Raw genomic sequence first — 25577 nt, 5'->3', positions numbered from 1 at the left:
CCTAGTAGGATAGTATTGAGTTTTGACAGACGGATTATGAAGGTGTATAATCTACGCTTGTATCAAATAATTAATAAAACTTTGAGGTGAACAATGTGAAGAAATTATTATCTACTAAGATGGGGTTCTTCGCTATCGCTGTACTCCTATTTTGGATAAAAACGTATTTTATATATAAACTAGAGTTTAATCTTGGTGTTAGTGGTACGATGCAAGAGTTTTTATTATTTCTCAATCCGTTAAGTACGGGACTATTAGTTTTGGGGTTAGCACTCTTTGCTTCTGGTAGAAAAGCAGGAGTATGGATTATTGTGTTAGATATCCTTTTAGCCTTTATCTTGTACGCGAATGTCGTTTTCTATCGCTTTAATAGTGACTTTATTACGATTGCGACGATGATGCAGACAAGTAACTTTAGTAGTCTAGGTGGTAGTATTGCGAGTTTAGTAGAATGGCGCGATATTCTCTATGCATTCGACTTAATTTTATTGGTTGTATTGTATTGGAAGAATCGTACGAATTGGTCAATGGAGCGACTAAAATTACGAAAACCGCTAATCGTATTAATGGCTGGTGTCATGGCATTTGTTATTAATCTAGGATTAGCTGAGATAGATCGTCCACAGCTCCTAGAGCGTACGTTTGACCGTAACTATTTAGTAAAGTATTTGGGTACCTATAATTTTATGGTTTATGATGCTATCCAAAGCTTTGAGACATCGACACAACGTGTGCTTGCTGATAGTAGTGATATTACAGAAGTAGACAATTATACGAAAAGCAAGTATGCAGAACCGAATGAAGCATATTTCGGAAAAGGTGAAGGGAAGAACATTATTAAAATTCATCTGGAGTCCTTCCAATCCTTTTTAATAGATTTTGAGTTACATGGGGAAGAGGTTACACCGTTCTTAAATTCCTTAGTGAACGATCAGAATCAAGGATTCACGTATTTTGATAACTTTTTCCATCAAACGGAACAGGGAAAAACGGCTGATGCCGAGTTAATCATGGATACGTCACTTTATGGCTTGCCGCAAGGGTCTGCTTTTGTGACGCGAGGGAAAAATACGTACCAAGCATTACCGGCAATTATGGAACAGGAACAGGGCTATACAAGTGGAGTATTCCACGGGGATGGTAAATCGTTCTGGAACCGTGATGAAGTGTATAAGCATCTCGGTATTAATGATTTCTATTATGATATCTTTTATGATATGAGCCCAGACCGGGTTATCAACTACGGATTAAAGGATAAACCGTTCTTTGAAGAATCAATGCCATTATTAGAAGAAATGGAACAACCATTTTATGCGCATATGATGACATTAACGCACCACCATCCTTATTTAATTGATGAAGAGGATGCAACGATTGCACCTGCTGAGACCGGAGATGGTTCGGTAGACCGTTATTTCCAAACAGCGCGTTATTTGGATGAGTCATTAGAACAGTTCTTTAATGACTTGAAGGAATCAGGTCTGTACGAGGATTCAATTATTATGATTTATGGTGACCATTATGGTATCTCAGATAATCATAATCGTGCGATGTCAGAAATTCTAGGTGAAGAAATTACATCATTGAAAAATGCAGAGCTTCAGCGTGTACCATTTATGATCAAAGTTCCTGGTGTTGAGGGACAAGGTACGAATCATACCTATTCTGGTCAAATTGATGTTATGCCAACGTTGCTGCATATTTTAGGAATTGATGCACGTGATTACATTCTATTCGGTACGGATATGTTTTCTGAGGATCATAAGGACTATGTGCCATTCCGAAATGGTGGTTATATGACGGAAGAATACAGCTTAGTAAATGGTATTTATTATGACAATGAAACGAAGGAAGTTATTGAAGAACCAACGGAAGAGATGGAAGAATTAAGTGAAACAGTTCTACATGAGTTGGAGCTTTCAGACCGGGTGTTGAACGGAGACTTGCTTCGTTATTACACACCGAATGATGAGTGGGAACCAATTGATCCTACTGATTATGACTATAATTATAAGTTAGAAGATAGTGAAGAAGAGGAATAAGGGAAATGGCACTGACGGAAGCGTCAGTGCCATTTTCATTCTCTTAATCATCAAGACTAAACATTTCGATTGCTTCTTCTCGAGCTTGTTCATACGCTTCAGGTCCTTTAGGGGCTGCTAATCGTCTAATAACATCTTTTTCTTCCTCGCTTAACATGTTTTCAAACATACTTTCTAATTCTGGTTGAAATGAACGGAAAGAGTCGTTATACGTTTTTTGCTCCTTTTCACTCAAGGTTTCCTTCTCGATAATCACCCTATCGTAATATTCAATTGACTCCTGAAGATAAGCTGTTAATCCATTTGTGTCGTTTTCGACATCATTCGAGCTAGAACACCCAACCATAAGTAAGAAGCATACGAATAGATAAAATGTGAATTTTTTATACACGTCAACACCTCTGAGATTTTAAAGATATACACTTACTTTTAAATCCTCGCCTCCTTTTAAAAAATCGTATAGATAATTATATGATAAAATTTAATTTGAAGAAGGAAAGATTTTCTGAATCGTGTTAGGAAGGGGCAGATGCATTTGAAGCAAATTTTATTGGAATTTTTATGGTTTTTTTTGGCTCTATTTATTTTAAATGTAATCGTTAATGCGATCTTCCAATCATCTGTAAATTTAGCAACAGCCTTCTCTACAGCCTTAGGTGTATCAGCAGGTATTGTTTTTGTAGGGCATTGGGTACAAAAGAAGTTAGAGGCAAAGTAAGTTTGAAGACGATGGTCATCTTTATCTAGAGATAAATAAGCATGCTGGAGTAATCCGAGCATGCTTATACAATCGTTTATTCTTCTTCCTAACTGTTGTTTTCAAGCTCTCGTTTTCTTTTTAAAAGGGCTTGGAATTCCTGGTCTAATGCTTCAGATGGCTCTATACTAAGCTTGCTCAGGACTTCCGTTAGCTTTGTTTCAATAACAAGTAGCTCTTGTTCTTTTGAATCGGCAGCTTGTTTTGGAACATAATTTTTATACGCTTCATAGTTTCCTTCAAACAACGTTATTGCTTGATTTTCGATTGCTAAAATCCGGTTAGCGACATGCTCAATAAATCGTCGATCGTGGGAAACAAGAAGTACCGTACCTTCGTAATCGGATAGAAGATCCTCTAATGCTTCGACCGCTTCAATATCGAGATAGTTCGTCGGCTCATCTAAGACAAGTGTATTTATATTGCTGACGAATAGTTTTGCAAAAGCTACTTTAACGCGCTCACCGCCACTTAGTACTTCTACTTTTTTATACACATCATCCCGGTAAAAGTGTAACCTTGCAAGCACAGTGCGAATGAAGGTTTCATCCTGTATAGAGGTCGAGTGAACGTTTTCCAGAATGGTGTCTGTTGTATCAAGAACGTCCAGGTTCTGGCTGAAATAACCAATCTGGGCAGCGGGTGATACCGTGATACCATCTGTACCATTCATTATTTTCTTTAGTAGTGTTGTTTTACCAACACCATTTTTACCGATAATTGCTATCTTCTGGCCGCCGCGAATATAGAAGCTTGCTGGCTTCCAGAGGATGCGATTTGCAACTTTTCCGGTTAATTCCTCTACCCGAATAATAATCTGACCTGTGAAAGCTTCCTGATTCGGTAAATTCATTTTAATAGCAGGCATTTCTGTTACCTTTTCTACTTTTTCAAGCTTTTCTAATCGCGTTTCAATCGATTTTGCTGTTTTTTGTAGCTTCTTCTGCTTTTTTGCAAAGTATGGCTTTGCTCCAGTAATATTTGCTTCAGAAGCGCTAACGTTCTTCGGTTTTTTCGTTGCGCGTTGTGCTTTTTGCTCCTTTAACTCGATTGCGTTTTCCAACTGCTTTTTCTTTCGTTGGTATTGTTCATATGCACTTTCTTGCTGTCTGATTGCTAGTTCCTTTTGAGCGATATAATTCGAATAGTTCCCTTTATATACATTTATTTTTTTGTCGTCAATTTCCCAGATCGTCGTACAAAGGGCATCTAAAAAGCTTCGGTCATGTGACACAATAACAATGGCTCCTTGCCGTCTTTGCAGCTGCTTTTCTAACTTTTCAATATGCTCCGTATCCAAGTTGGTTGTTGGTTCATCAGCAAGTAAAAGGCCAGCTTGCGTTGCTAAAGATTGATTAATATATTCCTGCGTAACCTCACCACCACTCTTTGTTGTATTCGTGTTTTTTAATTGGGGCAGCAATTCACAGGTTACTTGCTGTGTAATCATACCTTCACTTGGCTGTCGCTTTCCAGCAAGCAGTTCTAGTAGACTGGTCTTCCCACTGCCATTTCTGCCAACAAGTCCAATTCGATCTTTATTTTGGATAGCTAAATGATCGGCTGCAAAGAGTAAACGATCTTTGACTTCATATTGCAGTCCGCTTAATTCCATTATGACCATACCTATCATCTCCGTTCTTTTATGTGGAGACCAAAAAAGCCTCCAAATTCTTTTCAGAATAGGAGGCAGAGGTGCACCGAAAAAAGAGAGACTAATCCCTTTTACTGGAACACAAAAGTCTACAATCCTATTCTGAAAAATTCGGTGAATCGCATGATGAAAAGAGCAGATAAAATCCGCTGATTTTTTACATACGTTCACTTGAATGTTTTCGAAAAATAGGATTAGTTTTTCATGTCCCCTTGGTTCACCCTTCCGCTTATAGAGGTAGTTCAAAAAGTCCGGTGAAAATGACACATCGAATTTCTTCGTTGGTTTGCTTTTCCGTTCCTCACGTATTAATTGCATACGTTCTGGTACTCAAAACTTCGCCGCCTCGAACTTCTCGGTCCTTTCCATCCTCCTTTTTGAACACGCACTAATAGAGTTAATTTTATTATAAACGAATGAAATGCTTTGATGCAATACCCTGCTTCTAACTATTTGTAGAAACTCCGTCACAAAAAAGAAGATTATCTTTGGTAAAATAAATATGTTGAGGACAGGAGGATTCCATGATGAAAAAAGTAATCCGAAAGCAAGAAGCAGATACATTTATTGAAAATTTATATAGAGAGCTTGGCAAAACGTCAGAAGAAATTGCCGCAAGACTGGATGAAATTCAAGTAGAACTGAATGAAAAAGGGTACTATGAGCATACGTATGAGGAACTGGCTTATGGTGCAAAGTTGGCTTGGCGTAATTCGAATCGCTGCATTGGTAGACTTTTCTGGGAAAAGCTAGAGGTGATTGATGCAAGACACGCTACGCGTAGTGAAGAAGTATTTACTCATTTGCTTAATCATATAAGAAATGCAACCAACCAGGGGAAAATCAAACCGATGATAACGATCTTCGAACCAGAAATACATGGATATAGACAGGTGAAGATTTGGAATCACCAGTTGCTTCGCTATGCTGGATATGAAACGGAGAATGGGATAGTAGGTGATCCAGCTTCTATAGCGTTTACGAAGGAATGCTTGAAGCTTGGCTGGGTTGGTGAAGGAACTGCATTTGATTTGCTTCCACTCGTTGTTCAAATTGGTGATCATGACCCGGAGTTTATGGAAATACCAAAGGAATATGTAATGGAAATTCCAATTGAACATCCTGACTTTTCACTGTTCGGTGATTTGGCAGTAAAATGGTATGCTGTACCAATTATTTCCGATATGCGCTTGGAAATAGGTGGAGTTGACTACGTTACCGCTCCATTTAATGGCTGGTATATGGGAACAGAAATAGGAGCGAGAAACCTGGCAGACGAAACGCGATATAATTTTCTTCCTACAGTAGCGAAACAGATGGGATTAGAAACAAAACATGAAAGCAATTTATGGAAGGATCGTGCACTTGTAGAGCTAAATGCTGCTGTATTAGATTCCTTTAAAAAATATGGGGTATCTATTGTCGATCATCATACGGCTGCAAAGCAATTTAAAGTTTTTGAAAATCGAGAACAGAAATCAAATCGTAAGGTTACAGGGAATTGGACATGGTTGATTCCACCACTATCACCAGCAGCAACCCACATCTTTCACAAGCCTTATGATAATCAAGTTCAAAAGCCAAATTATTTTTATCAATCAAATTACTATATGTGATAAAAAAGAAAAGCATGCTCCGATGAACGGAACATGCTTTCACTTCCCCCTAAAAAGGGGTGCACGCGGAAAATTAAATTCATCTTCTCCAAACTGTTCTTTCTGACGACAATTTTACAACCCGTCATTGCAGTTTGGTTCCACTGACTGTGTTTATTACTTTAGAGACCGCTGGAAGAGCCTTCCAATCTGATCCTCATGTGTTCAGTCAGTATACCAGTTGCACTTTCACAAAAAACTACTTACTGTGTTGAAAAACTAACCGTGAAATGGAACTTAAATCGTTACAGTTCCTGACGAGTCTAGCAATCGCCAGTAAAGCAAATTTTCCGCCAAGGCTGTGCATTTCCTCATTGGAATTCATTTGTAAACAAGTTGGAAAATGAAGAGGTTACATTTTCGCAAGTTGTTTGCAACAATCCTCCCAATGCAGTTCGCCTTGTATTAATTTGTATTCCCGTATGTATAGGAACTAAACCTATTTTAATTATTTTTTTTAATAAAAGTTAAATAAATCCTTTACAAGGGGATGTAATTTTTATATAGTAATGATACCTAATAATTCTAGGTAGGTGAGAAAATGTTTAATCGCGAACTTGTAAAAGGCAGTACTTCTTTGCTTGTATTACAGCTTTTAAATGAACGTGACATGTATGGCTACGAGCTTGTAAAAGAAATGGATCGTCGTAGTGAAAACCATTTGCAAATGAAGGAAGGGACACTCTACCCAGCACTTCATAAGATGGAAAAGCAAACATACATTGAATGTTATTGGCAAAACCAAGAAAAGGGCCCCGCTCGTAAATATTATCGCATTACAGAGCAAGGGAAAGAAATCCTTGCAGAAAGAACATCGGAATGGCATCGATACGTTCAGGTGATGAACAACCTTATTGGGAGAAACGAGTCATGACAGAAGGGGAACAACACTTTTTAAATGAGTTAGAACAAGAAATTGGGCGTCATCCCAATAAGGAAGAGATTATAGCGGAATATCACCTGCACGTATTTGACCTGCTCCAGGAACGATCAATCGATGAAGCGAAAGTATATGATGAATTGGTACATAGACTCGGTTCGCCAAAGGAGATTGCAGCACTATGGAAACAAGAGTCATCCGTAACGCCTAAGAAAACACAGCAATTATTTGTGTTTTGTAATATTGCCATTTTCACTTTTGGGGTGCTGCTTACAATTGGCTATAACGCATTTGATTGGGACTGGTTGGAAAGTTTATGGGCGGGCTTAACAAATGCTACGTCTATTATCGTACTTATTTATGGATTCTTTTGGGCATTGCTCGGTTATGAAATTGGCAGAGAGTTTGGGCCCCGTGGTCATAAATTGTTGAAGAGGACATTTTTGTTCTCTGTTGTACCTAATTTGACCTTGATGTATTTAATTGTTTTTAAGCTTATTCCACATCACTGGTTTCAACCGTTATTGAGTACGCCGTTTATTATTATTTGCATTCTTTGTACGGCGGTACTGTACCCAATAAGCTGGCTGGGGTATCGATGGGGAAGGAAAGCTTCGATATGAAATGGGCTGAAGACGGGTAATGCATTCAGTCCTGGTTCGTTATTATTTTTTGCCTATATACATAGAAATTCTATGTATATAGAATAACAAAGTATTGGAGGGATATGGATGGATGTTCAAGTGACGAAAAGAGATTGGCTGTTTTTGCTTGTATGTATTGGACTTGGAATACTTGCAGAAATTATTTTTTTCCATGGAGAAATTGGCTTATCATACCTCGTTTTCATCGCAGTGTTTTATGCTGTTTTTTTCTTAAAGATTAGAATTCCGTATCAACGTCGCAGAATCGGTTTACTGCTTATGGCTGCAGTTTGGATACTAGCAGGGAGTTATCTTTTTTACAGTAGTACCTTGTTTTATCCTTTAAATTTAGTTTTAATACCTGCTCTCGTTTTCTTTCATCTAATCATGATCACGAGTCCGAACAAGATTGTCTGGAGTAAACCAACGTTTGTAATCTTATTGATAACGAAATTGAAAGAAGCAATTCAATATAGCACGAGATTTTGTAGGGTAACGGTTAAACCGATGAACGAAGAAGCAGGCAAAACGATAAAACGTATTGTGATTGGTTTGGTAACAGGTATTCCATTATTGTTGGTTATTATAGGATTGTTAATGTCAGCGGACAAAGTATTTCAGGATATGATGTTAAAATTGCCGTCGTTTATGATGCGGTTCAATTTTACGGAAGATCTATTCCGTCTGATTGTTGTCATTGTTCTTTCTCTTTTATTCTTTGGTATTTTTCAGGTACTGCCTAGAAGAACTGAAATAGAAACGAATAATGTTATGAATCCAGAAAAAAAGCATATATATTTGGATAGTGTTATTGTTGTAACAATCTTAGCGATGCTAAATCTGGTTTACGCAATATTTGTAGCTATACAGTTTACGTATTTTTTCGGCGGGGGATTACAGGCCGAACTTACTTATGCGGAATATGCAAGAAGAGGATTCTTTGAATTGATGATCGTAACATTGATTAATTGGACATTGCTGATTTTTATTTTGAAGCGCGTAAACACTCCGAATAAAGCTATGAAGCTTACATTAAAGATACTTAATTCCTTGCTAATTATTGTGAGTGGAGTGATGCTTGTCTCTGCGTTTGGGCGACTAAGTATGTATGAAGCTGCTTACGGGTTTACCGTGGATCGAATTTTAGCGCATGCATTTATGATCTTTCTTATGGTGATTTTTGCATATACCTTTATTCGAGTGTGGATCGAGAGGCTAGCTTTATTGCATTTCTATCTGATTACGAGTTTATTGTTTTATGTTGTGTTAAATGTTATCCATATCGAACAAATCATCGTTACAAATAATTTAGAGCGTTATGAGCAAACAGAGAAGATTGATATTTATTATTTGAGCACCTTATCCTACACTGGGATAGAGGCTTTAATAGAACTATATAAAATGGAACCAGATTATCCAGACTTACAACGCTTGTTGAAAATCGAACAACGAAAACTAGAGCTTGAGCCGAATTCTTGGCAATCGTTTAATTTTAAGAAGCAAGAAGTAATTGCAAAAATTCAAAGTCTAGAGTTATGAGTTTATGGAGGTGTAGCAGAATGCGGAACGTAATACCAAAGCATGTTGCTATTATTATGGATGGAAATGGCAGGTGGGGTAAGAAAAGAGGTTTAACAAGGAGTCAGGGACATTATGCAGGAGCCCAGGCAATGGAGCGAATGATCGATGCCAGTATTGAATTAGGTATTCAAATACTGACGCTATATGCTTTTTCTTCAGAGAACTGGAGACGGCCAAAAGACGAAGTTAATTATCTCATGCGCTTACCTGTGAAATTCCTTAAACAAAAGCTACCAGAGTTTATGAAAAGAAATATTAAAATTCTCGTTACCGGGAACATGGAAGCTCTTCCGACAGCTACAAGAAGAGCACTGGGTGATTCTATTGAAGCAACAAGAAATAATAATGGGCTGATTGTTAATTTTGCCTTTAATTATGGAGGGAGAGACGATATTCTCCAAGCTGTGCATAAGGTTATCTATGAAGTGCAGCACAATCATGTAGAATTAGAAAAGCTAGATGAATCACTATTCCAGCAGTTTTTATATACAAAGGAATTACCAGATCCAGAGCTAGTCATACGTACAGGTGGAGAGAAAAGAATGAGTAATTTCTTGTTATGGCAATGCTCGGCATCAGAGCTATATTTTAGTGACATGTTTTTCCCTGATGTAAATAAGCAGTTATTAGAAGATGCGATTGGTACGTTACAGAAACGGTATTCTTTCGTGTGAAAAACACCCAAAACAGTGTGAGGTGATCTGTTTTGGGTGTTTTTTGTGTTAGATTATAAGATTGCTAATCAACCTAGTAAAGGGAAGCGTAAATTATATTTTTAGTGGAACCATGTTAAACGAAGGTTCCATGATATCTATATGATTTCCATCTGCATAAAAATCGGCTAGTTTTCCTCTGTATACGAGCTGAAAGTTGCCTGATTCTTGAATGTCATGAGGTGTTATTAAAGATAACGGCTTCGGAAAGTCTACAATGTCACACTCCTTTAGAACGGATGCAACAAATTGCGAACAAAAGAAAGCTTTTTCTCTTTTAATTGGCTTGTTTAAAATAACTCCAAACAGACCTAAGAAATTATAGCGATATTGTTCTTTCTCTGCTTCTATCTTTTCCAAATATGCATTGATTTTTTGAAGCTGAGCTTCATTGACGGTACAGCTATAAATAGCTGCGCTCGCATGCTTGAATAGTCCAGACCGCATATTTTCCTGGACAAATCCACCAATGAAAGGGTTTCGAGGTTTTTTTCTGCCGAAACTATAGGCATTCACTAACTGTGGATCAAAGGAAATGGAAGCGTGATTATATGGTCTTTTTGTATATGATTTTATTAATCTAGTAAAAACGGTTCCTGTATCCGTTAAAAGTATATATAACTTTTTTTCATTCAATAACAATCGCCCCTAAACTCATCATGAAACATTCAAATGCTGCCACCTTATAGACGAAGTAAGATGGACATAGGTTTCACTTTTTATGATTAATCTTTCTTAATAGTAATCGAGAATAGGTAATCTAATAAGCAACCTGAGTAATATTTCATCCTAGGTCTGAAGACGTATTTACTCTAACCTAATGCGGCGAGCGCGCTTTTGTTGCATCTTGGCCATCCAAACGATCAGGCCTGTGGTTGGAGTGCGCTCCTTAGTTATCCAAGCCGATTAGACCCATCATCAAAGCGCGCACCCCGTCTGCAATCAAGTCCAAAAGACAATCATCTCTAAAACCGAATTGGGCTCTTCACAAAGGAATACATCTTGTTTGATTGACATATTTATGTTAGAGTGATGGTACTATAAACAGAAATGGAGGTTTTCCTTGTGGCAACTATCAGACTTCGAATCCAAGGATTGAACAATTAATTGAATATGTTCAGCTCTGCCTGTGTCGCAGAGTAAATGGGATTGGTCTGCCTTTTCGTAAGGAAAACTTTTATATACGGTTTTTTATGCAGAAAGAAGGGGAGTAGTCTACCTTCTTTTTGTTGTCTAAAAAATGAGGTTGCCTTTAGTGATAAAGACAACTGTATATCCCTTTACAAAGCACAGGCAGAAGTCTGTGCTTTATTAAAATTGGAGGAAATTAAATGAATAAAAAAGCAATATTAGTTGGCGTTAATACGTCTAAGCAGGAAGAAGAATTTGCTTATTCCATGGAAGAATTGGGGAATTTAGCGGAAGCCTGTCAAATTGAAGCTGTTGGGGAACTGAAGCAGAATTTGAATCGAATCAACCAAGGCTACTATCTTGGTACAGGTAAAATAGATGAATTGAAGGAAATAGTTGAAGCGGAAGAAGCCGATATGATTATCTTTGATGATGAATTATCTCCTTCCCAAATCCGTAATATTGAAGAAGCAACGGAATGTCAAGTCGTGGACCGCACGATGCTCATTCTGGAAATCTTTGCGAATCGGGCTAAAACGAGGGAATCGAAGCTTCAAGTAGAAGTAGCTCGGCTTAAATATATGCTGCCACGATTAATTGGCAGCCGTGAATCACTTGGTCGTCAAGGCGGTGGATCTGGTCTGATTAATAGAGGGTCTGGTGAAACAAAGCTTGAGACGGACCGTCGTAAAATTGAAGAGCAGATTGCTAAATTAAATCGCGAGTTGGAAAATCTCGTCAATCAACGGAAAACACAGCGGAAGCAACGTGAAAAAAATGATGTACCTGTCGTTTCTCTCGTTGGTTATACAAATGCAGGGAAATCTACGATGATGAATGGTGTATTAGATTTTTTTCAATCGGGAATAGATAAACAAGTATTTGAAAAAGATATGCTCTTTGCAACGCTGGAAACTTCGGTGCGAAAGGTTGAGCTGGAAACGAATCAAACCTTTCTTCTAACGGATACGGTTGGATTTATTAATAAGCTCCCACATCACCTTGTAAAAGCATTTCGCTCTACATTGGAAGAGGTTATCGAAGCAGATCTTCTGATCCATGTATTGGATGTATCGAATCCGAATTATCAAGAGCATCGCAGGCTAACGAATGAAATTTTAGCTGCAATTGGAGCGACAGATATACCGATGCTCTATGCCTATAATAAAGCCGATCAAATGGAAATGAGTTATCCTGTAGTTGATAACAATCACATTTACTTGTCTGCTAAAAAGCGTATCGGTATTCGTGAATTACTCGAGTTGATTAAGGCAAATATTTTTAAAGACTATGTGATTTGTGAACTGTTAATACCTTATCAAGAGGGGCAGGTTGTGTCCTATCTTAATGAGCAAGCTAACATTCTTGAAGAAGCGTTTGAAGAGAATGGAACTCGGTTACGTGTAGAATGTAAGCCTTCAGATGCAGAAAGATTTAAGCAATATCAAATCATCGAGGATAAATAGTAAGCATTAACATGAGAAAGTGGTGAATTACATGACATTATCAAACACACAAGTAGTTGTTAAAGCAAAAGAGCATGGACTTTATATTACGCTGGACTCTTTAAAGTACAATGAATCGGGCCTTGACTTTCAGGTGGTATTCGCAACAGATGAAAAGGGGGACCATTGGGTATTACGCTTTCCAAGACGTAGCGATGTTATCCCATCTGCAAAACAAGAAAAGCGAATACTAGATTTAGTAGTGCCTGAGATTTCCTTTCAAGCGCCGAAATGGGAGATATTTTCCGATGAATTAATTGCTTATAAACTTTTAATTGGAATCCCTGCAGGAACGATTGATCCTGAAAAGAAAGCATATGTATGGGAGATTGATGAAAAAAATCTGCCCGAGGCTTACGTAGACACATTAGGGAAGGCTATGGCTGAGTTGCATCAAATAAATCATGAAAAGGTTAAAGAAGCAGGTTTAACGGTGCAAACTGCTGTAGAAATGAGAGATGTAATGCGTGAGAGAATGGAAAAAGTAAAGGCAACGTTTGGAGTGAGTCAACCGCTTTGGGACCGTTGGCAAAAGTGGCTTGCGAATGAATCCATGTGGCCACAGCAAACAGTCTTTATCCATGGCGATTTGCACCCTGGACATATTTTAATTGATGAAAATGCTCGTGTAACTGGATTTATTGATTGGACGGAAGCTAAAGTGGATGATCCAGCAGCTGATTTTGTATCTCATTTAATGGCATTTGGCGAGGATTCGCTCAAACAATTAATTGATGCATACGAAAGAGCTGGAGGAAAGGTTTGGCCAAATTTGTTTGAACATGTGGTCGAGCTTCAAGCAGCATATCCAGTTGGTATCGCTGAGTTTGCAGAGAAATCAGGTCTAGACGATATGATGGAAATGGCGAAGCAGTCGCTCGGAGTAGGCGCTGAATAAAAGGAAATAAGGAAATGCCCCCGCTAGGTTATACTGGCGGGGATTTTTCATGTTCAGAAGCTAATGTAATTATCCGTCATAAAATTCCTCCAACTTTTGTTTGAAAATCTCCCTAAACTTCTCTCTATCCTCATTTGTAAAAGCTTTGGGCCCTTTTGTACGCTGTCCGCTTTTTCTCGCCATTGCACTCAAGTATCTTGTTTGCAGGAGTTGATCAATATTGTCATTCGTATAGATAAATCCTTTATGGTGCATTACCATACACCCTTTCGCAAGACCAAGTGATGCTAGTCCGTAGTCCTGTGTGACGATGAAGTCGCCGTTTTCTGCAAGTTTCATAATGCGGTAGTCAGCTGCCTCTGCACCTGAATCAACATAAACGGTTTCTACACCTGCGGGATTTTCTGCATGGGAAAAATGCGACAGGCTTGTAACTAAAATCACTGGGATCTTAAACATACCAGCTTCCTTTATAATGACATCTTTTACTGGGCATGCATCTGCATCAACATATATTTTCATTTTCTTCGCTCCTTAATTGATTGTGATAATAATCGGATAACCTATATTTGTCAACTGAAATACAATTTAAAATTTATATTAATATGCACTTTACAATAGTGTGCGTCATACACTATAATGATTTTAGGAGTTGATAACATGAGCGATGAAAATGAGCACTTAGATAAATTAATGCAGGAATTGCGTCGGGGAACGATTACGATTGGGGTGTTAAGTCAGTTGTCTAATCCCCAATATGGATACTCCCTCGTTACAATGCTGGCAGAGAAAGGAATTCAGGTCGAACCAGGGACATTATATCCATTGCTTAGAAGACTAGAAAAACAGGGATTGCTTGATAGTAAATGGGATACGAATGAAGCTCGACCGCGTAAGTACTATTTGTTAAGTGAAACAGGAAAAAGTGTATATGATTTGCTTGTCGTTGAATGGAAAAGTATTGTGGAAAGCTTAAATCATGTAATTGAAAATAAAGGAGATGATGAGAATGGAGCTGATTGAGCGATATATCTATGCGGTTACGCAAAAAATACGGCAGGAACAAAGGGAAGATATTGCGAAAGAACTGCGTGGTTTAATTGAAGATATGCTCGAGGAACGTGTTGGAAGTAGAGACATTAGCGATAAAGATGTGGAAGAGGTTCTACTGGAATTAGGAACCCCAAGGAAATTGGCAGATAAATACCGTGGCGCAAAAAAATATCTAATTGGACCAGAGCTTTTTGATTCATATTTGATTGTCTTGAAAATTGTACTTGTAACAGTTGCCTCAATATTAGGCGTGATATTCGTGGTGCAAACCATACTCGATCCTGTTTTGATACTCGATCATTTTGTTGATTTAATTGTATCGACCGTAACCGGAATTCCGATGGCTTTTGCTTGGACGACATTCGGATTTGCACTGCCGGAGTATCTAGGTGCATACAAGATGAAGGATATCCAGATCGATGCGGAGTGGAGCCCAGCTGATTTAGCTCCTATTCCAGATGAAAAACGACAAATTAAACGTGGAGAATCGATTGCCGGAATTATATTCTATGCTGTATTTATCGTCATACTAGCATTTTCAAGTGACTATTTTGGTGTATGGGTATTTAACGATGGCTTTTCAGGAGTTGTTCCATTTCTAAATGAAAGAACATATGGTATGTATTTATTGTTTATCCTGCTTATATTTGGCTTTGGCATTATCAAAGAATGTCTGAAGCTCGTCTCTGGAAAATGGACATATAAGCTAGCAGGGTATACGTTGATATTGAATGCAATCTCTATGGCTGTCATTTTGCTTATGGTTAATGGACCAACCTTCTGGAATCCTGATTTTATGAATGAGTTAGCCCAGGCTGGTGTTGTCACAGCTGGCAGCGAGGGATATGAAGTCGGACAGAAAATCTGGGAACAATCTACATTTTGGATTTTCGTATTGCTCGTCATTGGATTAATTTGGGATGCGGTAGATGGATTTATTCGAGCGCGGAAAAAATAAGGGAACTGTATGTTCTAAAGAAGCAGAATGGTTAGTAGCCATTCTGCTTTTTTACAATTCCAAGTCTTGTCTCAGCAAGGAATACATATACATATCATCAAATTTCCCACAAGTAAATTCATAATTTCTTAGTAATCCTTCTCTAATAAATCCCTGTTTCTCTGCTAGCTTTAGTGAAGCAATATTAGGTGGCTCTATTAAGGCTTGAATTCGTTGGAGCTTCAATTGTTCAAATCCGTATGCTATAACAGCATCCAGCGCTTCACTTGCAATTCCCTTACCCCAGTAATTTTTATGTAATTCATAGCCAATTTCACTTCGAGAATGCTGTGAAGCGATATTAAGAAAACCGCAACTACCAATAACCACATCTTCCTCTTTTAATGTAATTCCCCATCTAATCCCTGTTTTTTGTTTTAGTGTCGATTGATACCATGAAATTTCATCAAAGACTTCTTTTAGTGTTTGAAAAGGTTCAAGTCCATAGTGTTTCATTACCTCTTGATCTGAAAGGTATTCCAAAATACTAGCTGCGTCTTTCTCTTCAATTTCTCGTAATCTTAACCGTTTCGTTTCAAGTGTCGGGAAGGCATTCATATCAATGTTCATGAAAACTACTCCTATTTATTTAATTTGTTTAGCTGAAGTACATTTTATTAGATTTCTTTCAATCTAATTTTACCATAATACTGAAAAGTGTTACTGCTTTAAATTCCATGTTGTAATTATTTAATTTAAGTAATATACTAAGTCACATGAGTAATGCACTAGTTTAGAGAGGGGGTTTGCAGGATTGATTCTTAATGCGGATGGCTCCAAACCAATCTATATTCAAATTTCTGAATGGATTGAAACGGAAATACTGAACGGCAACCTTACAAAAGATGATAAAGTTTATTCGCAATATAAGCTTGCAGAATTATTTACCATTAATCCAGCAACAGCAGCCAAAGGATTAAATCTTCTCGCTGATGAAGGAATTCTGTATACGAAGCGAGGTCTGGGGAAGTTTGTGACCGAAAATGCACTCACAATCATTATGAATAAACGAAAAAACCAGACATTAAAAGGACTACTTCAGGAGGTTGCTTTGGAGGCAGAACGATTACATGTTACGGAAAATGAATTAGTGAAGATGCTAGGGCAAATTATGAAAGAACGCAAGGGGGATTTGTGATGAATGTAGTGGAGTGTGAAGGTTTAACCAAAAAGCAAGGGCAGCTAAATGCTTTACATGATTTATCATTTACGATTAAAGAGAATACGATAACTGGATTGATTGGCCGAAACGGGGCAGGTAAAACAACGCTTTTAAAAATTCTTGCAGGCTATTGGTATGAAACAGCTGGAGAAGTCCGCGTATTTAATGAACAGCCGTTTCAAAATCTCTTCGTATCTACGAATGCGATTTATGTGGATGACCAAATGAGTTTCTCTGGAAGATTACCATTAGCAGATATTTTAAAGGAAGCTGGCAGGTTTTACCCGAATTGGGATGCTAAGCTTGCTAAACGATTATTTGACTACTTTTCATTTCACCCAAAGCAAATACACGTTCATCTGTCAAAAGGGAAAAAAAGCACTTTTAATATGATTATTGGTTTGGCATCGAGGTGTGCGTTGACCATGTTTGATGAGCCAACGACTGGAATGGACGCGTCGGTACGAAAGGATTTCTATCGGGCACTGCTAAAAGACTACTTAGCTCACCCGAGGACGATTATTATTTCGAGTCATCATTTAGAAGAAATTGAAGATTTATTAGAAGATGTTTTATTAATTGATCAAGGAAAAAAATACTTCCATCTTTCCATGGATGAGCTGAAGGAATATGCTGTTGGGTTATCGGGGAGAACAGAGGTTATTGAACAATGGACGGCAAATAAGGAAGTCATCTATAGTCAACAGGTGGGAAAAGATACGACGTATTGTGTTGTAAGGCAGGATTATTTTCCGTTAGAGCAGGCGAAACAGCTTGGGATAGAAGTATCTTCTGTAGCCGCTAGTGATCTATGTGTCTACTTAACTCGCAAACAGAAGGGCGGTATTGATGATGTCTTTAAATAAAGTTAGCTTAGGAATGGTTGTGAAAAAACAATTTCAATATAAGCTGAAGGCATATGCAAGTGTGTTTAGCTCATTGGTTGTTCTGCAACTCATTGCGATTCTCTTTTCGCTTGGAGGCAATGGATCAAGTGGTTCGTATAATAATAACTTATCTATAAATACGACGCTCTATACCAATACAAGCGTACTTATATTAACAATGCTCTGGATTGTCATTCATGCGATTATGATAACAACGAAAGCCGAAAGGGAAAATGGATTTACGTTTGTGTCCAATCAATTAAGTAATAATCTGTCTAATGCTTTGTTTTTATTGTTAGCTAGTATTGTTGGTGGCGTAACTACGATTCTAGCGGGGTTTTTACTGCGTGTTATTGTTTATTTTTTCATTGATACGAATCCAATTATAGGAACTGGTTTTACGTATCAGTTAAGCGATGTGCTTATCGGAATCGTTGCTATGATATTCTATTTAATACTTTTAGGCTCATTTGGTTATTTATTAGGAATGATTACACAGCTACACCGCATGCTTCCGGTAATTGTACCTGTTTTAGTAATTGGGATAATCATTACCATTGCACAAACCGAGTCAGATGTAATTATTAGGCTAAGTGAATTTTATTATCAAGAAACGAATGCGCTATTCTTTATCTTAAAAATTCTCGTAACGTCAATACTCTGTTTTCTTGGTGCAATCCTAGTTTCGAATCGATTGGAGGCGAGACGATGAGCATGATTTCAATGCTTCTTCCATTAGTTATTTTTGTTTTCATTATCGTGGCAATTGCCGTAGCTGCTGGGAGGTTAAGTAAATTGTTTACTGCTAAAAGAGGGTATTGGATGCTTTTTGGGTACTTCTTACTGTTAATTATTTCTGTTGGAGTTTATTATTTCTCTTCAGTTTCGGAGGAAGAGAATGTCGAATCTAAGTATAACGATATGAATCGTGGGGATCTATACAATGTGCTTTATGAAGGAGCACCAATTGAATCCTACCAACAATATTTAGAAAAGGAATGGGAATTTCCATATGAGGAAGATACGCTTCATATTGATTATTTAGGTGACGATATGAATACGATAAATGTTGCTGTTGAAAGATACGATGGGAATTCAATCGAAGCGGCATTTTATCAAACACCTACTTATGTTAATGGTGAAAATGTACAAGAATACATGACCCCGATTGATCTTCAATTGTACTCTGATCAGTTGGTAATTGAATTAGCGGAATTAAGGGAATTAAGATTTTCCTCCTTTGCAAAAGAGTTTCCGATGCAACAATTTAGGGAGGGAAATGATGATTGGTGGTGGAGCGGCTATGGAATAGAATGGGGAACCCAGCTGCTTTACTTGCGTATACCGAATGGGATTGAGACTAGTAGTAACTATGATATTAATATTGAATATTTGAATGTAAGTGAGTGAAGGTAAAAAACGTGATACGTATTTAAGTATCGCGTTTTTATTTGCATAACAATTCATTTTGTTGTGTAAAAATACATTTAGCGCTATAATAATTCCATTCAAATACTAAATGAAGAATGGAGCAGCGTATGATTACAGCATTTTTAACTTATTTTCTATTGGGGCTAGCACTCTCACTGACACCGGGAGCGATGACTGTCCAAATGGTTCAACAAGCATTACGGAATGGCTTTTTGAGTGGTTGGTTTGTAGGTTTAGGTGGCATGACGATTGACTTTACATTAATTGCGCTTATTTATTTTGGCTTTTCTCAATTTCTAACAAATCCAATGGTTGAAACCGTAATGTGGTTTGTTGGTTTTGTATTTTTATTAATCATTGGGATTGATAGTTTAAAAGAATCAAAAACACCGGTTGACTTCAGTGGAACGGCTCCGAAGAAATCGGTAGCAAAAGCATATACATCAGGGTTCTTGATGGCGATTTCACCAGCTAATATTGTTTTTTGGATTGGAATATTTGGACCGTTGCTTGTATCTTCTTTAAGTGATGGAGCTGGCACACACTTTGTAGTTGTCGCAGCGGGAATTCTGGTTGGTATACTCGTACATGATATTGGATTAATGAGTGTCATTCATTACACGAGGCGATTTCTAAATCAAAAGATTCTAAAAGGTGTTTCCATCCTTGCTGCTTGTATTTTATTTGGGTTTAGTTTCTATTTTGGATATGAGTTTATTCATCAATTTTTATAGGGAATTAAAAAAATCTTGCTTCATCCTAATGGAAGCAAGATTTTTCAGGTGGGTTCCTTAAAACCCCAATCTCCCTGCATATTCTTCTGTTTCCCAGTCTTGTCTCATTGTTCTTCGCTGATTCTCTTGTAAGTCTTTTACAATTTTATCAACATCTACTTGCTTTTCATAATGCCACTGGAGAGCAATCGACATATAGAGCTCATTAAGCTGTGCAATGGACAGTCCTTTTGTTTGCTTCGCTAATTGAGCAAGCGTAGCCACATCTAAAAATTGTGTTAGCCCTTTTTTGTGCAGGTATTCATTTCGCAATGTTTCATCAGGCTGTTTGATTTCATAAGCACGGTCGAAACGTCCAGCTCGATTAATCAAGGCAGGGTCAATCTTTTCTGGATAATTCGTTGTCCCAATTAAGAAGATTCCTTCCTTAGATGTTGCGCCATCTAATGTATTTAAGAAAACAGAACGAGCTTCTTCTGGCATGGAGTCGATGTCTTCAATCATAAGAATCATTGGAGCCATTTTTGTAACAGTCGAGAAAACTTCCTTAATGGAGTAGCTGGATGTATATTCTGTAATTTGCCAATAAACAACAGGAGCGGCAACACTACCTGCAATGGATTTGACGAGCGTTGTTTTACCGTTACCGGGAGAACCATATAATAGAATTCCACGTTTGTATGGAATATTGTAGGTTTTGAAAAATGCTCCACCCTTTAAGAAGAATTCATCAATCGAACGATAAATATCTGTTTTTACATCTTCTTCTAAAAGTATATCTTCTCGTTTAATTTGATAGGTAATTTCTTCTCGTGAACGCTCTAAGCCATCCTCTGTATCCGTAAGTACGTTAATTCCATCAAGCATGAATTCCCTTTGCTTTTCAATGATGAAGTTAAGAAAGCTTAATAAAGCTTCGTCGTTTCTCGCAAAGATAAAGTCTCTTACATATTCCATATGACTTTGATAGAGTGGCATTTTTACGATGGCGACCTCATAGTTTGGAAAGTAAAAAATATTATTTGTTAGAGAAGGTTTAATCATATACTTATCCGTATCGTTATATGTAATGGCTGATGTACCTACTGCATCATAAACACTTGCTAGAATTTCGATATCAGTATCATTTCGAGAAAGGATTTGCTCAATCGTGTCGTCAATTTCCTCTAATCCTTCTTCTGCTTCATAAAGCTTTAAGTCAAAACCAAGCTTTTCGATGAATAGTTCTTTTACTTTATCAATCCCTACTGCATAATCGTAATAATGTGGAATCGTCGTACTATCTGTATCACTGAATTTAATTAATGATGGATTCTTTTTCAATATGCATGTCCTCTCGCCTTCTGTTTAGTTTATACGTGATTTTTTATGAAATAATTCTGATAGTTATCAAAATCATAATACCATATACCCGTGATTATGTAATGAAAAATTTCCCATCTAGCTTGAAATAAAACGCGATATTTTTCCAAAATAAAAAGGGCTTTAACAGCCCTCATATCTACCATCAATCAAAGCTAGAAAACAAATCATTCAATGCTTCGCTCATGGATGGATGCGTAAAAATATTATCTTTTAAACGTGAGTACGGTAATTTAGCTTCCATCGCAATTCGCACGGTATTGATCATCTCACTGGAATCAGCGCAAAATAGAGTACATCCTAAAATTTCATCTGTCTCTGGGTCAACAAGAGCTTTCAAAAGACCATCTGTTTGTTTGATGATACGTGCATAGGGAATTCCTGCAGCAGGAATGGATGCTAGCTTATAGTCAATGCCCTTTTCTTTGGCTGTCTTTTCATTTAGACCAACATGGGATAAGACAGGTTCGATGAAAACGGAATAGGGTACATTTTTTCGTTCCTTTTTGGAGTAAGTACCTTTACCAAATAATTGATCACGAACGATACGGAAATCGTCTAGCGAAATATAAGTAAATTGTGGACCGCCATTAACATCGCCTAATGCCCAAATATGATCTACATCTGTTTTTAAGTAATCATCTACAAGAATAGCTCCTTTTTCATCCTGTTGAATGGAAGTATTATCTAGACCTAATCCTTCCGTGTTTGGCTTCCTTCCTGTTGCAAGTAGTAGTGCACAACCATATGTTTCTTCGGTTGTATCGCCTGTTTGATAAGTTACTGCAACGCCACTATCTTTATTCTTAACAGATTGTACCCGGCTATCTAATTGTATTGTAATTCCTTTTTCCTCAAATATCTTTTGTACCTCAGTTGCAATATCACGATCATCATTTGATAAGAACTCTTTAGAGCTGTCAATCACCGTAACCTCGGATCCGAAGTTTGCATACATCGAAGCAAATTCAAGTCCAATATAGCCACCACCAACGATAATTAGCTTTTCCGGGAGTTCATTACGCTTCTGAAGGGTTGTAGAAGTATAGACATAATCCGTTTCTTCCAGTCCATCAATTGGTGGAATAATTGGGGATGAGCCAGTATTAATGAAGAACGTATCTGCAGTGAGCTCAAGGGATTCCGTATCAGCGTTTAATTGTATCTTGTTATTATCTATAAATGTTGCTTTTGCGGTATATACCATAACTGTTTCTTGATCATCGAGCATATGGAAGTTCTTATCTCTTAATGTAGAGGTTAACTGATCCTTTTCTTGAATCGATTCCTGGTAATAATCCTCATTAGATTCGGTTGACTTATAACGATCTTGTGATTGGAAAACAAGCGATTTAGTTGGGATACAGGCAATGTTAATGCATGTCCCACCGTACATTTTAGAAGATTGCTCTAACATGGCAACTCGTTTTCCAGCCTTAGCAAGAGACGATGCCAATGTTTTCCCGCCTTTTCCAAAACCAATAATTATTGCATCAAAATGTTCCATCAAAATCACCCTTTCATTAAACTATTACCTTAAAGGTTAGGAATTAAACAAATTAAGTTGCTTTAGTAAACAGTTGGCGATGGAGCTGTTAAACTATTATTAAAAAGGGAGTGAGTCGATTGAAGCGAAAAGTGATCATGAATGGGTATGAAATTGATGCCTTCCATTTCCAGGTGGAGGCATTGCAGAATGAGAACCGAAAAGTGAGCTTTGATTTTAAAGTAACGAGTGAAGAATATCATGATTTAACTACCATGCTCTATAAAAACGATTTTATTATACAGATTCCTGAAGAGAATCTTGAATTCCAAGCTACAATCCACAATTATGCTACTTCGATTACAAATTTGTACGAAGCTGGTGCTGTTGGGGATTTCAGTCTCGAATTAGTCGAAAAGTAATCGTATTTAGCCGACAGCTTGCGCTAATCATGGATCACATGCGATAATGGGCAAAAATGGAATAGGATGAAAACATGACAAATATCGTTGAGTTAAAAGTGAAACCGGATTTTATCAAGCATTATAAAAATAAATATCCTCTAATTACAAAGGACGCAATCGCAAATCCAGGGGCTTTGTCTGAGGAGGGGATGATTGTTCATTTAGTAGATCAGCATAGTCGGTTTCTTGCAAAGGGTTATTATGGCAAGCAAAACAAAGGTCTAGGCTGGGTGCTATCTTTTAATGAAAATGAAAAGGTGGACACGGTCTTCTTTAAGAATAAAATACTAGCTGCAATCAATAAAAGGCAGTCGTATTACCACGACGAAAATACGAATGCATTTCGTATCTTTAATGGAGAAGGCGATGGTATTGGTGGATTTACGATTGATTATTTTGATGGGTATTATTTAATCAGCTGGTATAGTAAAGGAATCTATTCTTTTAAAGACAAGGTTATTCGTGAACTTGATGAACTTGGCGATTATAAAGCGATTTATGAAAAGAAACGCTTTGATACAAAAGGACAATACGTCGATGATAATGATTTTGTAAAAGGAGAGCAAGGCGAGTTTCCGATTATAATCAAAGAGAATGGCATGAACTATGCGGTTCATTTGAACGATGGTGCAATGGTGGGAATTTTTCTTGATCAACGCGATGTGCGAAAAGCTATTCGGGATAAATATGCGAAAGGGAAAAATGTGTTAAACACGTTTTCCTATACGGGTGCTTTTTCCGTAGCAGCTGCACTTGGGGACGCTACAAAAACGACGAGTGTAGACCTTGCGGGGCGTAGTAAAAGTAAAACGATCGAGCAGTTTGCTGTAAATGGGATTGATTATGAGCAGCAGGATATTATCGTGATGGACGTGTTCGATTACTTTAAATACGCAAAACGAAAAGAATTGAAATTCGACCTCGTTGTCCTTGATCCGCCGAGCTTTGCTCGCTCGAAAAAACATACATTTAGTACTGCGAAGGATTATCCAGGCCTGATTCAAGATACACTAGCGATTACGGAAAAGAACGGCATTATTGTGGCATCTACGAATAACGCTTCTTTTGGAATGAAGAAGTTTAAAGGATTCATCGATCGAGGATTCAATGGAATGAAATATAAAATTCTTGAAGAGTTTTCACTGCCATCTGACTTTCAAGTGAATCGTAATTTTAATCAAGGTAATTATTTGAAGGTAGTCATTGTACAGAAATTAGGTTAGCAAAAAAACCGGCTTTGATTTGATTCAAAGCGGGTTTTTGGTATTTAGAAGTAGTTAGACAGTGGTTGGTATTTTGAGGTTGCTACTCTCATTTGATTAGTCAGCGCTTGCCCCAATCAAAATCATACCCATATAAAAATATATTAAAAAGTTATTAAAACACTTGTATATTTATTCTAAATAATGCATAATAATTCATATATAAATTACAAGAGGATGTGAGTTTTATCATGGTAGGAGTAAAGGAAGTCGATTTGATAAAACAGGAGCTAAAAGGTCGGGATTTTCTAACGCTTTCTAATTATACAACGGATGAGATTAATTATTTATTGGAATTAGCGGATTATATTAAAAAGCAGAAGCAAGAAGGGATTCCTTTTGAACCATTAAAAGGAAAAACATTAGGGATGATTTTTGAAAAATCGTCAACAAGAACGCGTGTATCATTTGAAGCTGGCATTTATCAATTAGGCGGTATGGGTATTTTCTTAAATTCAAAAGATATTCAGATTGGTAGAGGCGAGACAATCGCTGATACGGCGCAGGTGTTATCTGGTTATTTGGATGGAATTATGATTCGTACATTTTCTCAAGAGATGGTTGAGGAGCTTGCAGCATACTCAAGTATCCCTGTAATCAACGGATTGACAGATTTGTATCATCCTTGCCAAGTGCTCGCAGATTTGCAAACGATTAAAGAAGTAAAAGGGACGCTAGAGGGCAAAAAGGTAGTTTATATTGGAGACGGAAATAATATGGCACACTCTCTTATGCATGGAGCTGCTAAAATGGGGATGGAGTTAGTGATTGCAGCTCCTGCTGATTATCAGCCTAATCCAGAAGTAACAGCAAAAGCACAGGAAATAGCAGCGGAACACAATGCGAAAATTAGTATCGAGGTGGATCCCGCTATAGCTGTTCAAGATGCAGATGTTATCTATACAGACGTATGGGCAAGTATGGGGCAGGAGGAAGAACAAGCAAAAAGAGAAAAAGATTTTGACGCATACCGTGTAGATGCAGCTTTGTTAGCAAAGGCAAAATCGGATGTTACATTTATGCATTGCTTGCCTGCACACCGTGGTGAGGAAGTGACTGCGGAAGTAATTGATGGAGAACATTCTGTTGTCTTCCAGCAAGCGGAGAATCGTCTACATGCACAAAAAGCATTAATGACAGCATTGATGAGCTAATTTTTTAAAAAGGGCTATCGCTAGAAGGCGGTGGTCCTTTTTGATGTGCGCCAGGCATGGCGACTATCTAGGTGGTGAAAGTCCACTGTGGGGGTACACATCAACTAACCACTAGAGAAACGCAA

Annotated in this window: 26 protein-coding genes; 19 read left to right on the top strand and 7 right to left on the bottom strand. The window is 37.6% G+C overall.

All coding sequences use genetic code 11. The features are described from left to right. Positions 1–95: 95 nt before the first annotated feature. Positions 96–2042 (top strand): lipoteichoic acid synthase, encoded by a 1947-nt coding sequence (gene ltaS, locus F1560_RS05430; protein ID WP_281292625.1) that lies wholly within the window; start codon positions 96–98, stop codon positions 2040–2042. A 43-nt stretch (positions 2043–2085) separates the two neighbouring features. Here the strand turns inward: ltaS and F1560_RS05425 are convergent, their stop codons facing one another. Beyond that, positions 2086–2433 (bottom strand): hypothetical protein, encoded by a 348-nt coding sequence (locus F1560_RS05425; RefSeq protein ID WP_149473626.1) that lies wholly within the window; start codon positions 2431–2433, stop codon positions 2086–2088. Between the two features lie 144 nt (positions 2434–2577). Between F1560_RS05425 and F1560_RS05420 the strand changes: the two genes are divergently transcribed. Beyond that, positions 2578–2760, top strand: a complete 183-nt coding sequence (locus F1560_RS05420; RefSeq protein WP_149473625.1) for a hypothetical protein — start codon at positions 2578–2580, stop codon at positions 2758–2760. Positions 2761–2848: 88 nt separating this feature from the next. Here F1560_RS05420 and F1560_RS05415 read toward each other — a convergent pair whose 3' ends face one another. After that, the gene (locus F1560_RS05415; RefSeq protein WP_149473624.1) at positions 2849–4423 is read right to left on the bottom strand and encodes a Vga family ABC-F type ribosomal protection protein; all 1575 of its coding nucleotides are present in this window, start codon (positions 4421–4423) and stop codon (positions 2849–2851) included. A gap of 554 nt (positions 4424–4977) precedes the next feature. On the opposite strand from F1560_RS05415, the gene F1560_RS05410 reads away from it, so the two are divergent. The 5 genes from F1560_RS05410 to F1560_RS05390 all read left to right on the top strand — a co-directional run bounded on the left by F1560_RS05410 (position 4978) and on the right by F1560_RS05390 (position 9887). Beyond that, positions 4978–6069 carry a nitric oxide synthase oxygenase gene (locus F1560_RS05410; RefSeq protein ID WP_149473623.1) on the top strand — a complete coding sequence of 364 codons (1092 nt, stop codon included), beginning with the start codon at positions 4978–4980 and terminating at the stop codon, positions 6067–6069. A gap of 580 nt (positions 6070–6649) precedes the next feature. Further along, a complete protein-coding gene (locus F1560_RS05405; protein ID WP_149473622.1) occupies positions 6650–6982 on the top strand; it encodes a PadR family transcriptional regulator in 333 nt (110 codons plus the stop codon). Further along, positions 6979–7611 (top strand): HAAS signaling domain-containing protein, encoded by a 633-nt coding sequence (locus F1560_RS05400; RefSeq protein ID WP_149473621.1) that lies wholly within the window; start codon positions 6979–6981, stop codon positions 7609–7611. The genes F1560_RS05405 and F1560_RS05400 overlap by 4 nt, the downstream gene beginning before the upstream one ends. A gap of 108 nt (positions 7612–7719) precedes the next feature. Beyond that, complete coding sequence (locus tag F1560_RS05395; RefSeq protein WP_149473620.1) at positions 7720–9171, top strand: DUF4153 domain-containing protein; 1452 nt, start codon at positions 7720–7722, stop codon at positions 9169–9171. A gap of 20 nt (positions 9172–9191) precedes the next feature. Further along, positions 9192–9887 carry an undecaprenyl pyrophosphate synthase gene (locus tag F1560_RS05390; RefSeq protein WP_149473619.1) on the top strand — a complete coding sequence of 232 codons (696 nt, stop codon included), beginning with the start codon at positions 9192–9194 and terminating at the stop codon, positions 9885–9887. A gap of 93 nt (positions 9888–9980) precedes the next feature. Here F1560_RS05390 and F1560_RS05385 read toward each other — a convergent pair whose 3' ends face one another. After that, on the bottom strand, positions 9981–10562 hold the full coding sequence (locus F1560_RS05385; protein ID WP_149473618.1) for a hypothetical protein: 582 nt from the start codon (positions 10560–10562) through the stop codon (positions 9981–9983). 695 nt (positions 10563–11257) lie between these two features. On the opposite strand from F1560_RS05385, the gene hflX reads away from it, so the two are divergent. After that, positions 11258–12523, top strand: a complete 1266-nt coding sequence (gene hflX / locus F1560_RS05380) for a GTPase HflX (RefSeq protein WP_149473617.1) — start codon at positions 11258–11260, stop codon at positions 12521–12523. A 31-nt stretch (positions 12524–12554) separates the two neighbouring features. Then, positions 12555–13460: a macrolide 2'-phosphotransferase gene (locus F1560_RS05375; protein WP_149473616.1), complete on the top strand. Its 906-nt coding sequence runs from the start codon at positions 12555–12557 to the stop codon at positions 13458–13460. Positions 13461–13529: 69 nt separating this feature from the next. Here F1560_RS05375 and F1560_RS05370 read toward each other — a convergent pair whose 3' ends face one another. Continuing rightward, the gene (locus F1560_RS05370) at positions 13530–13982 is read right to left on the bottom strand and encodes a YaiI/YqxD family protein (protein WP_149473615.1); all 453 of its coding nucleotides are present in this window, start codon (positions 13980–13982) and stop codon (positions 13530–13532) included. A gap of 138 nt (positions 13983–14120) precedes the next feature. On the opposite strand from F1560_RS05370, the gene F1560_RS05365 reads away from it, so the two are divergent. Both F1560_RS05365 and F1560_RS05360 read left to right on the top strand, forming a co-directional pair. Then, positions 14121–14483, top strand: coding sequence for a PadR family transcriptional regulator (locus tag F1560_RS05365; RefSeq protein WP_149473614.1), 363 nt, complete (start codon positions 14121–14123; stop codon positions 14481–14483). Next, on the top strand, positions 14470–15471 hold the full coding sequence (locus tag F1560_RS05360) for an HAAS signaling domain-containing protein (RefSeq protein ID WP_149473613.1): 1002 nt from the start codon (positions 14470–14472) through the stop codon (positions 15469–15471). Before F1560_RS05365 ends, F1560_RS05360 begins: the two co-directional genes overlap by 14 nt. A gap of 51 nt (positions 15472–15522) precedes the next feature. On the opposite strand, the gene F1560_RS05355 is transcribed toward F1560_RS05360, so the two are convergent. Beyond that, entirely contained in the window at positions 15523–16080 is a 558-nt protein-coding gene (locus F1560_RS05355; RefSeq protein WP_149473612.1) for a GNAT family N-acetyltransferase, read from the bottom strand. 184 nt (positions 16081–16264) lie between these two features. On the opposite strand from F1560_RS05355, the gene F1560_RS05350 reads away from it, so the two are divergent. The 5 genes from F1560_RS05350 (at position 16265) to F1560_RS05330 (ending at position 19724) form a co-directional block, all read left to right on the top strand. Continuing rightward, entirely contained in the window at positions 16265–16648 is a 384-nt protein-coding gene (locus F1560_RS05350) for a GntR family transcriptional regulator (protein WP_149473611.1), read from the top strand. Further along, the gene (locus F1560_RS05345) at positions 16648–17538 is read left to right on the top strand and encodes an ATP-binding cassette domain-containing protein (protein WP_149473610.1); all 891 of its coding nucleotides are present in this window, start codon (positions 16648–16650) and stop codon (positions 17536–17538) included. The genes F1560_RS05350 and F1560_RS05345 overlap by 1 nt, the downstream gene beginning before the upstream one ends. Next, positions 17525–18271, top strand: coding sequence for a hypothetical protein (locus F1560_RS05340; RefSeq protein ID WP_149473609.1), 747 nt, complete (start codon positions 17525–17527; stop codon positions 18269–18271). Before F1560_RS05345 ends, F1560_RS05340 begins: the two co-directional genes overlap by 14 nt. After that, the gene (locus F1560_RS05335) at positions 18268–18969 is read left to right on the top strand and encodes a hypothetical protein (protein WP_149473608.1); all 702 of its coding nucleotides are present in this window, start codon (positions 18268–18270) and stop codon (positions 18967–18969) included. The genes F1560_RS05340 and F1560_RS05335 overlap by 4 nt, the downstream gene beginning before the upstream one ends. A 128-nt stretch (positions 18970–19097) precedes the next feature. Then, a complete protein-coding gene (locus tag F1560_RS05330; RefSeq protein ID WP_149473607.1) occupies positions 19098–19724 on the top strand; it encodes a LysE family translocator in 627 nt (208 codons plus the stop codon). A gap of 57 nt (positions 19725–19781) precedes the next feature. On the opposite strand, the gene F1560_RS05325 is transcribed toward F1560_RS05330, so the two are convergent. Both F1560_RS05325 and F1560_RS05320 read right to left on the bottom strand, forming a co-directional pair. Continuing rightward, entirely contained in the window at positions 19782–21047 is a 1266-nt protein-coding gene (locus F1560_RS05325; RefSeq protein WP_245347898.1) for an ATP-binding protein, read from the bottom strand. A gap of 184 nt (positions 21048–21231) precedes the next feature. After that, positions 21232–22593 carry an FAD-dependent oxidoreductase gene (locus F1560_RS05320; protein WP_149473605.1) on the bottom strand — a complete coding sequence of 454 codons (1362 nt, stop codon included), beginning with the start codon at positions 22591–22593 and terminating at the stop codon, positions 21232–21234. A gap of 137 nt (positions 22594–22730) precedes the next feature. Here F1560_RS05320 and F1560_RS05315 point away from each other — a divergent pair, with 137 nt between their 5' ends. The 3 genes from F1560_RS05315 to argF all read left to right on the top strand — a co-directional run bounded on the left by F1560_RS05315 (position 22731) and on the right by argF (position 25452). After that, positions 22731–22994 (top strand): DUF3219 family protein, encoded by a 264-nt coding sequence (locus F1560_RS05315; RefSeq protein WP_149473645.1) that lies wholly within the window; start codon positions 22731–22733, stop codon positions 22992–22994. A gap of 74 nt (positions 22995–23068) precedes the next feature. After that, on the top strand, positions 23069–24259 hold the full coding sequence (locus F1560_RS05310) for a class I SAM-dependent rRNA methyltransferase (RefSeq protein ID WP_149473604.1): 1191 nt from the start codon (positions 23069–23071) through the stop codon (positions 24257–24259). Between the two features lie 230 nt (positions 24260–24489). Continuing rightward, the gene (gene argF / locus F1560_RS05305; protein ID WP_149473603.1) at positions 24490–25452 is read left to right on the top strand and encodes an ornithine carbamoyltransferase; all 963 of its coding nucleotides are present in this window, start codon (positions 24490–24492) and stop codon (positions 25450–25452) included. Positions 25453–25577 lie beyond the last annotated feature (125 nt).

It is taken from the genome of Oceanobacillus polygoni (assembly GCF_008304605.1).
GTDB lineage: Bacteria > Bacillota > Bacilli > Bacillales > Amphibacillaceae > Oceanobacillus > Oceanobacillus polygoni.
The sequence above is the reverse complement of the archived record's forward strand: the minus strand, read 5'-3'. Positions and strand labels throughout refer to the sequence as shown.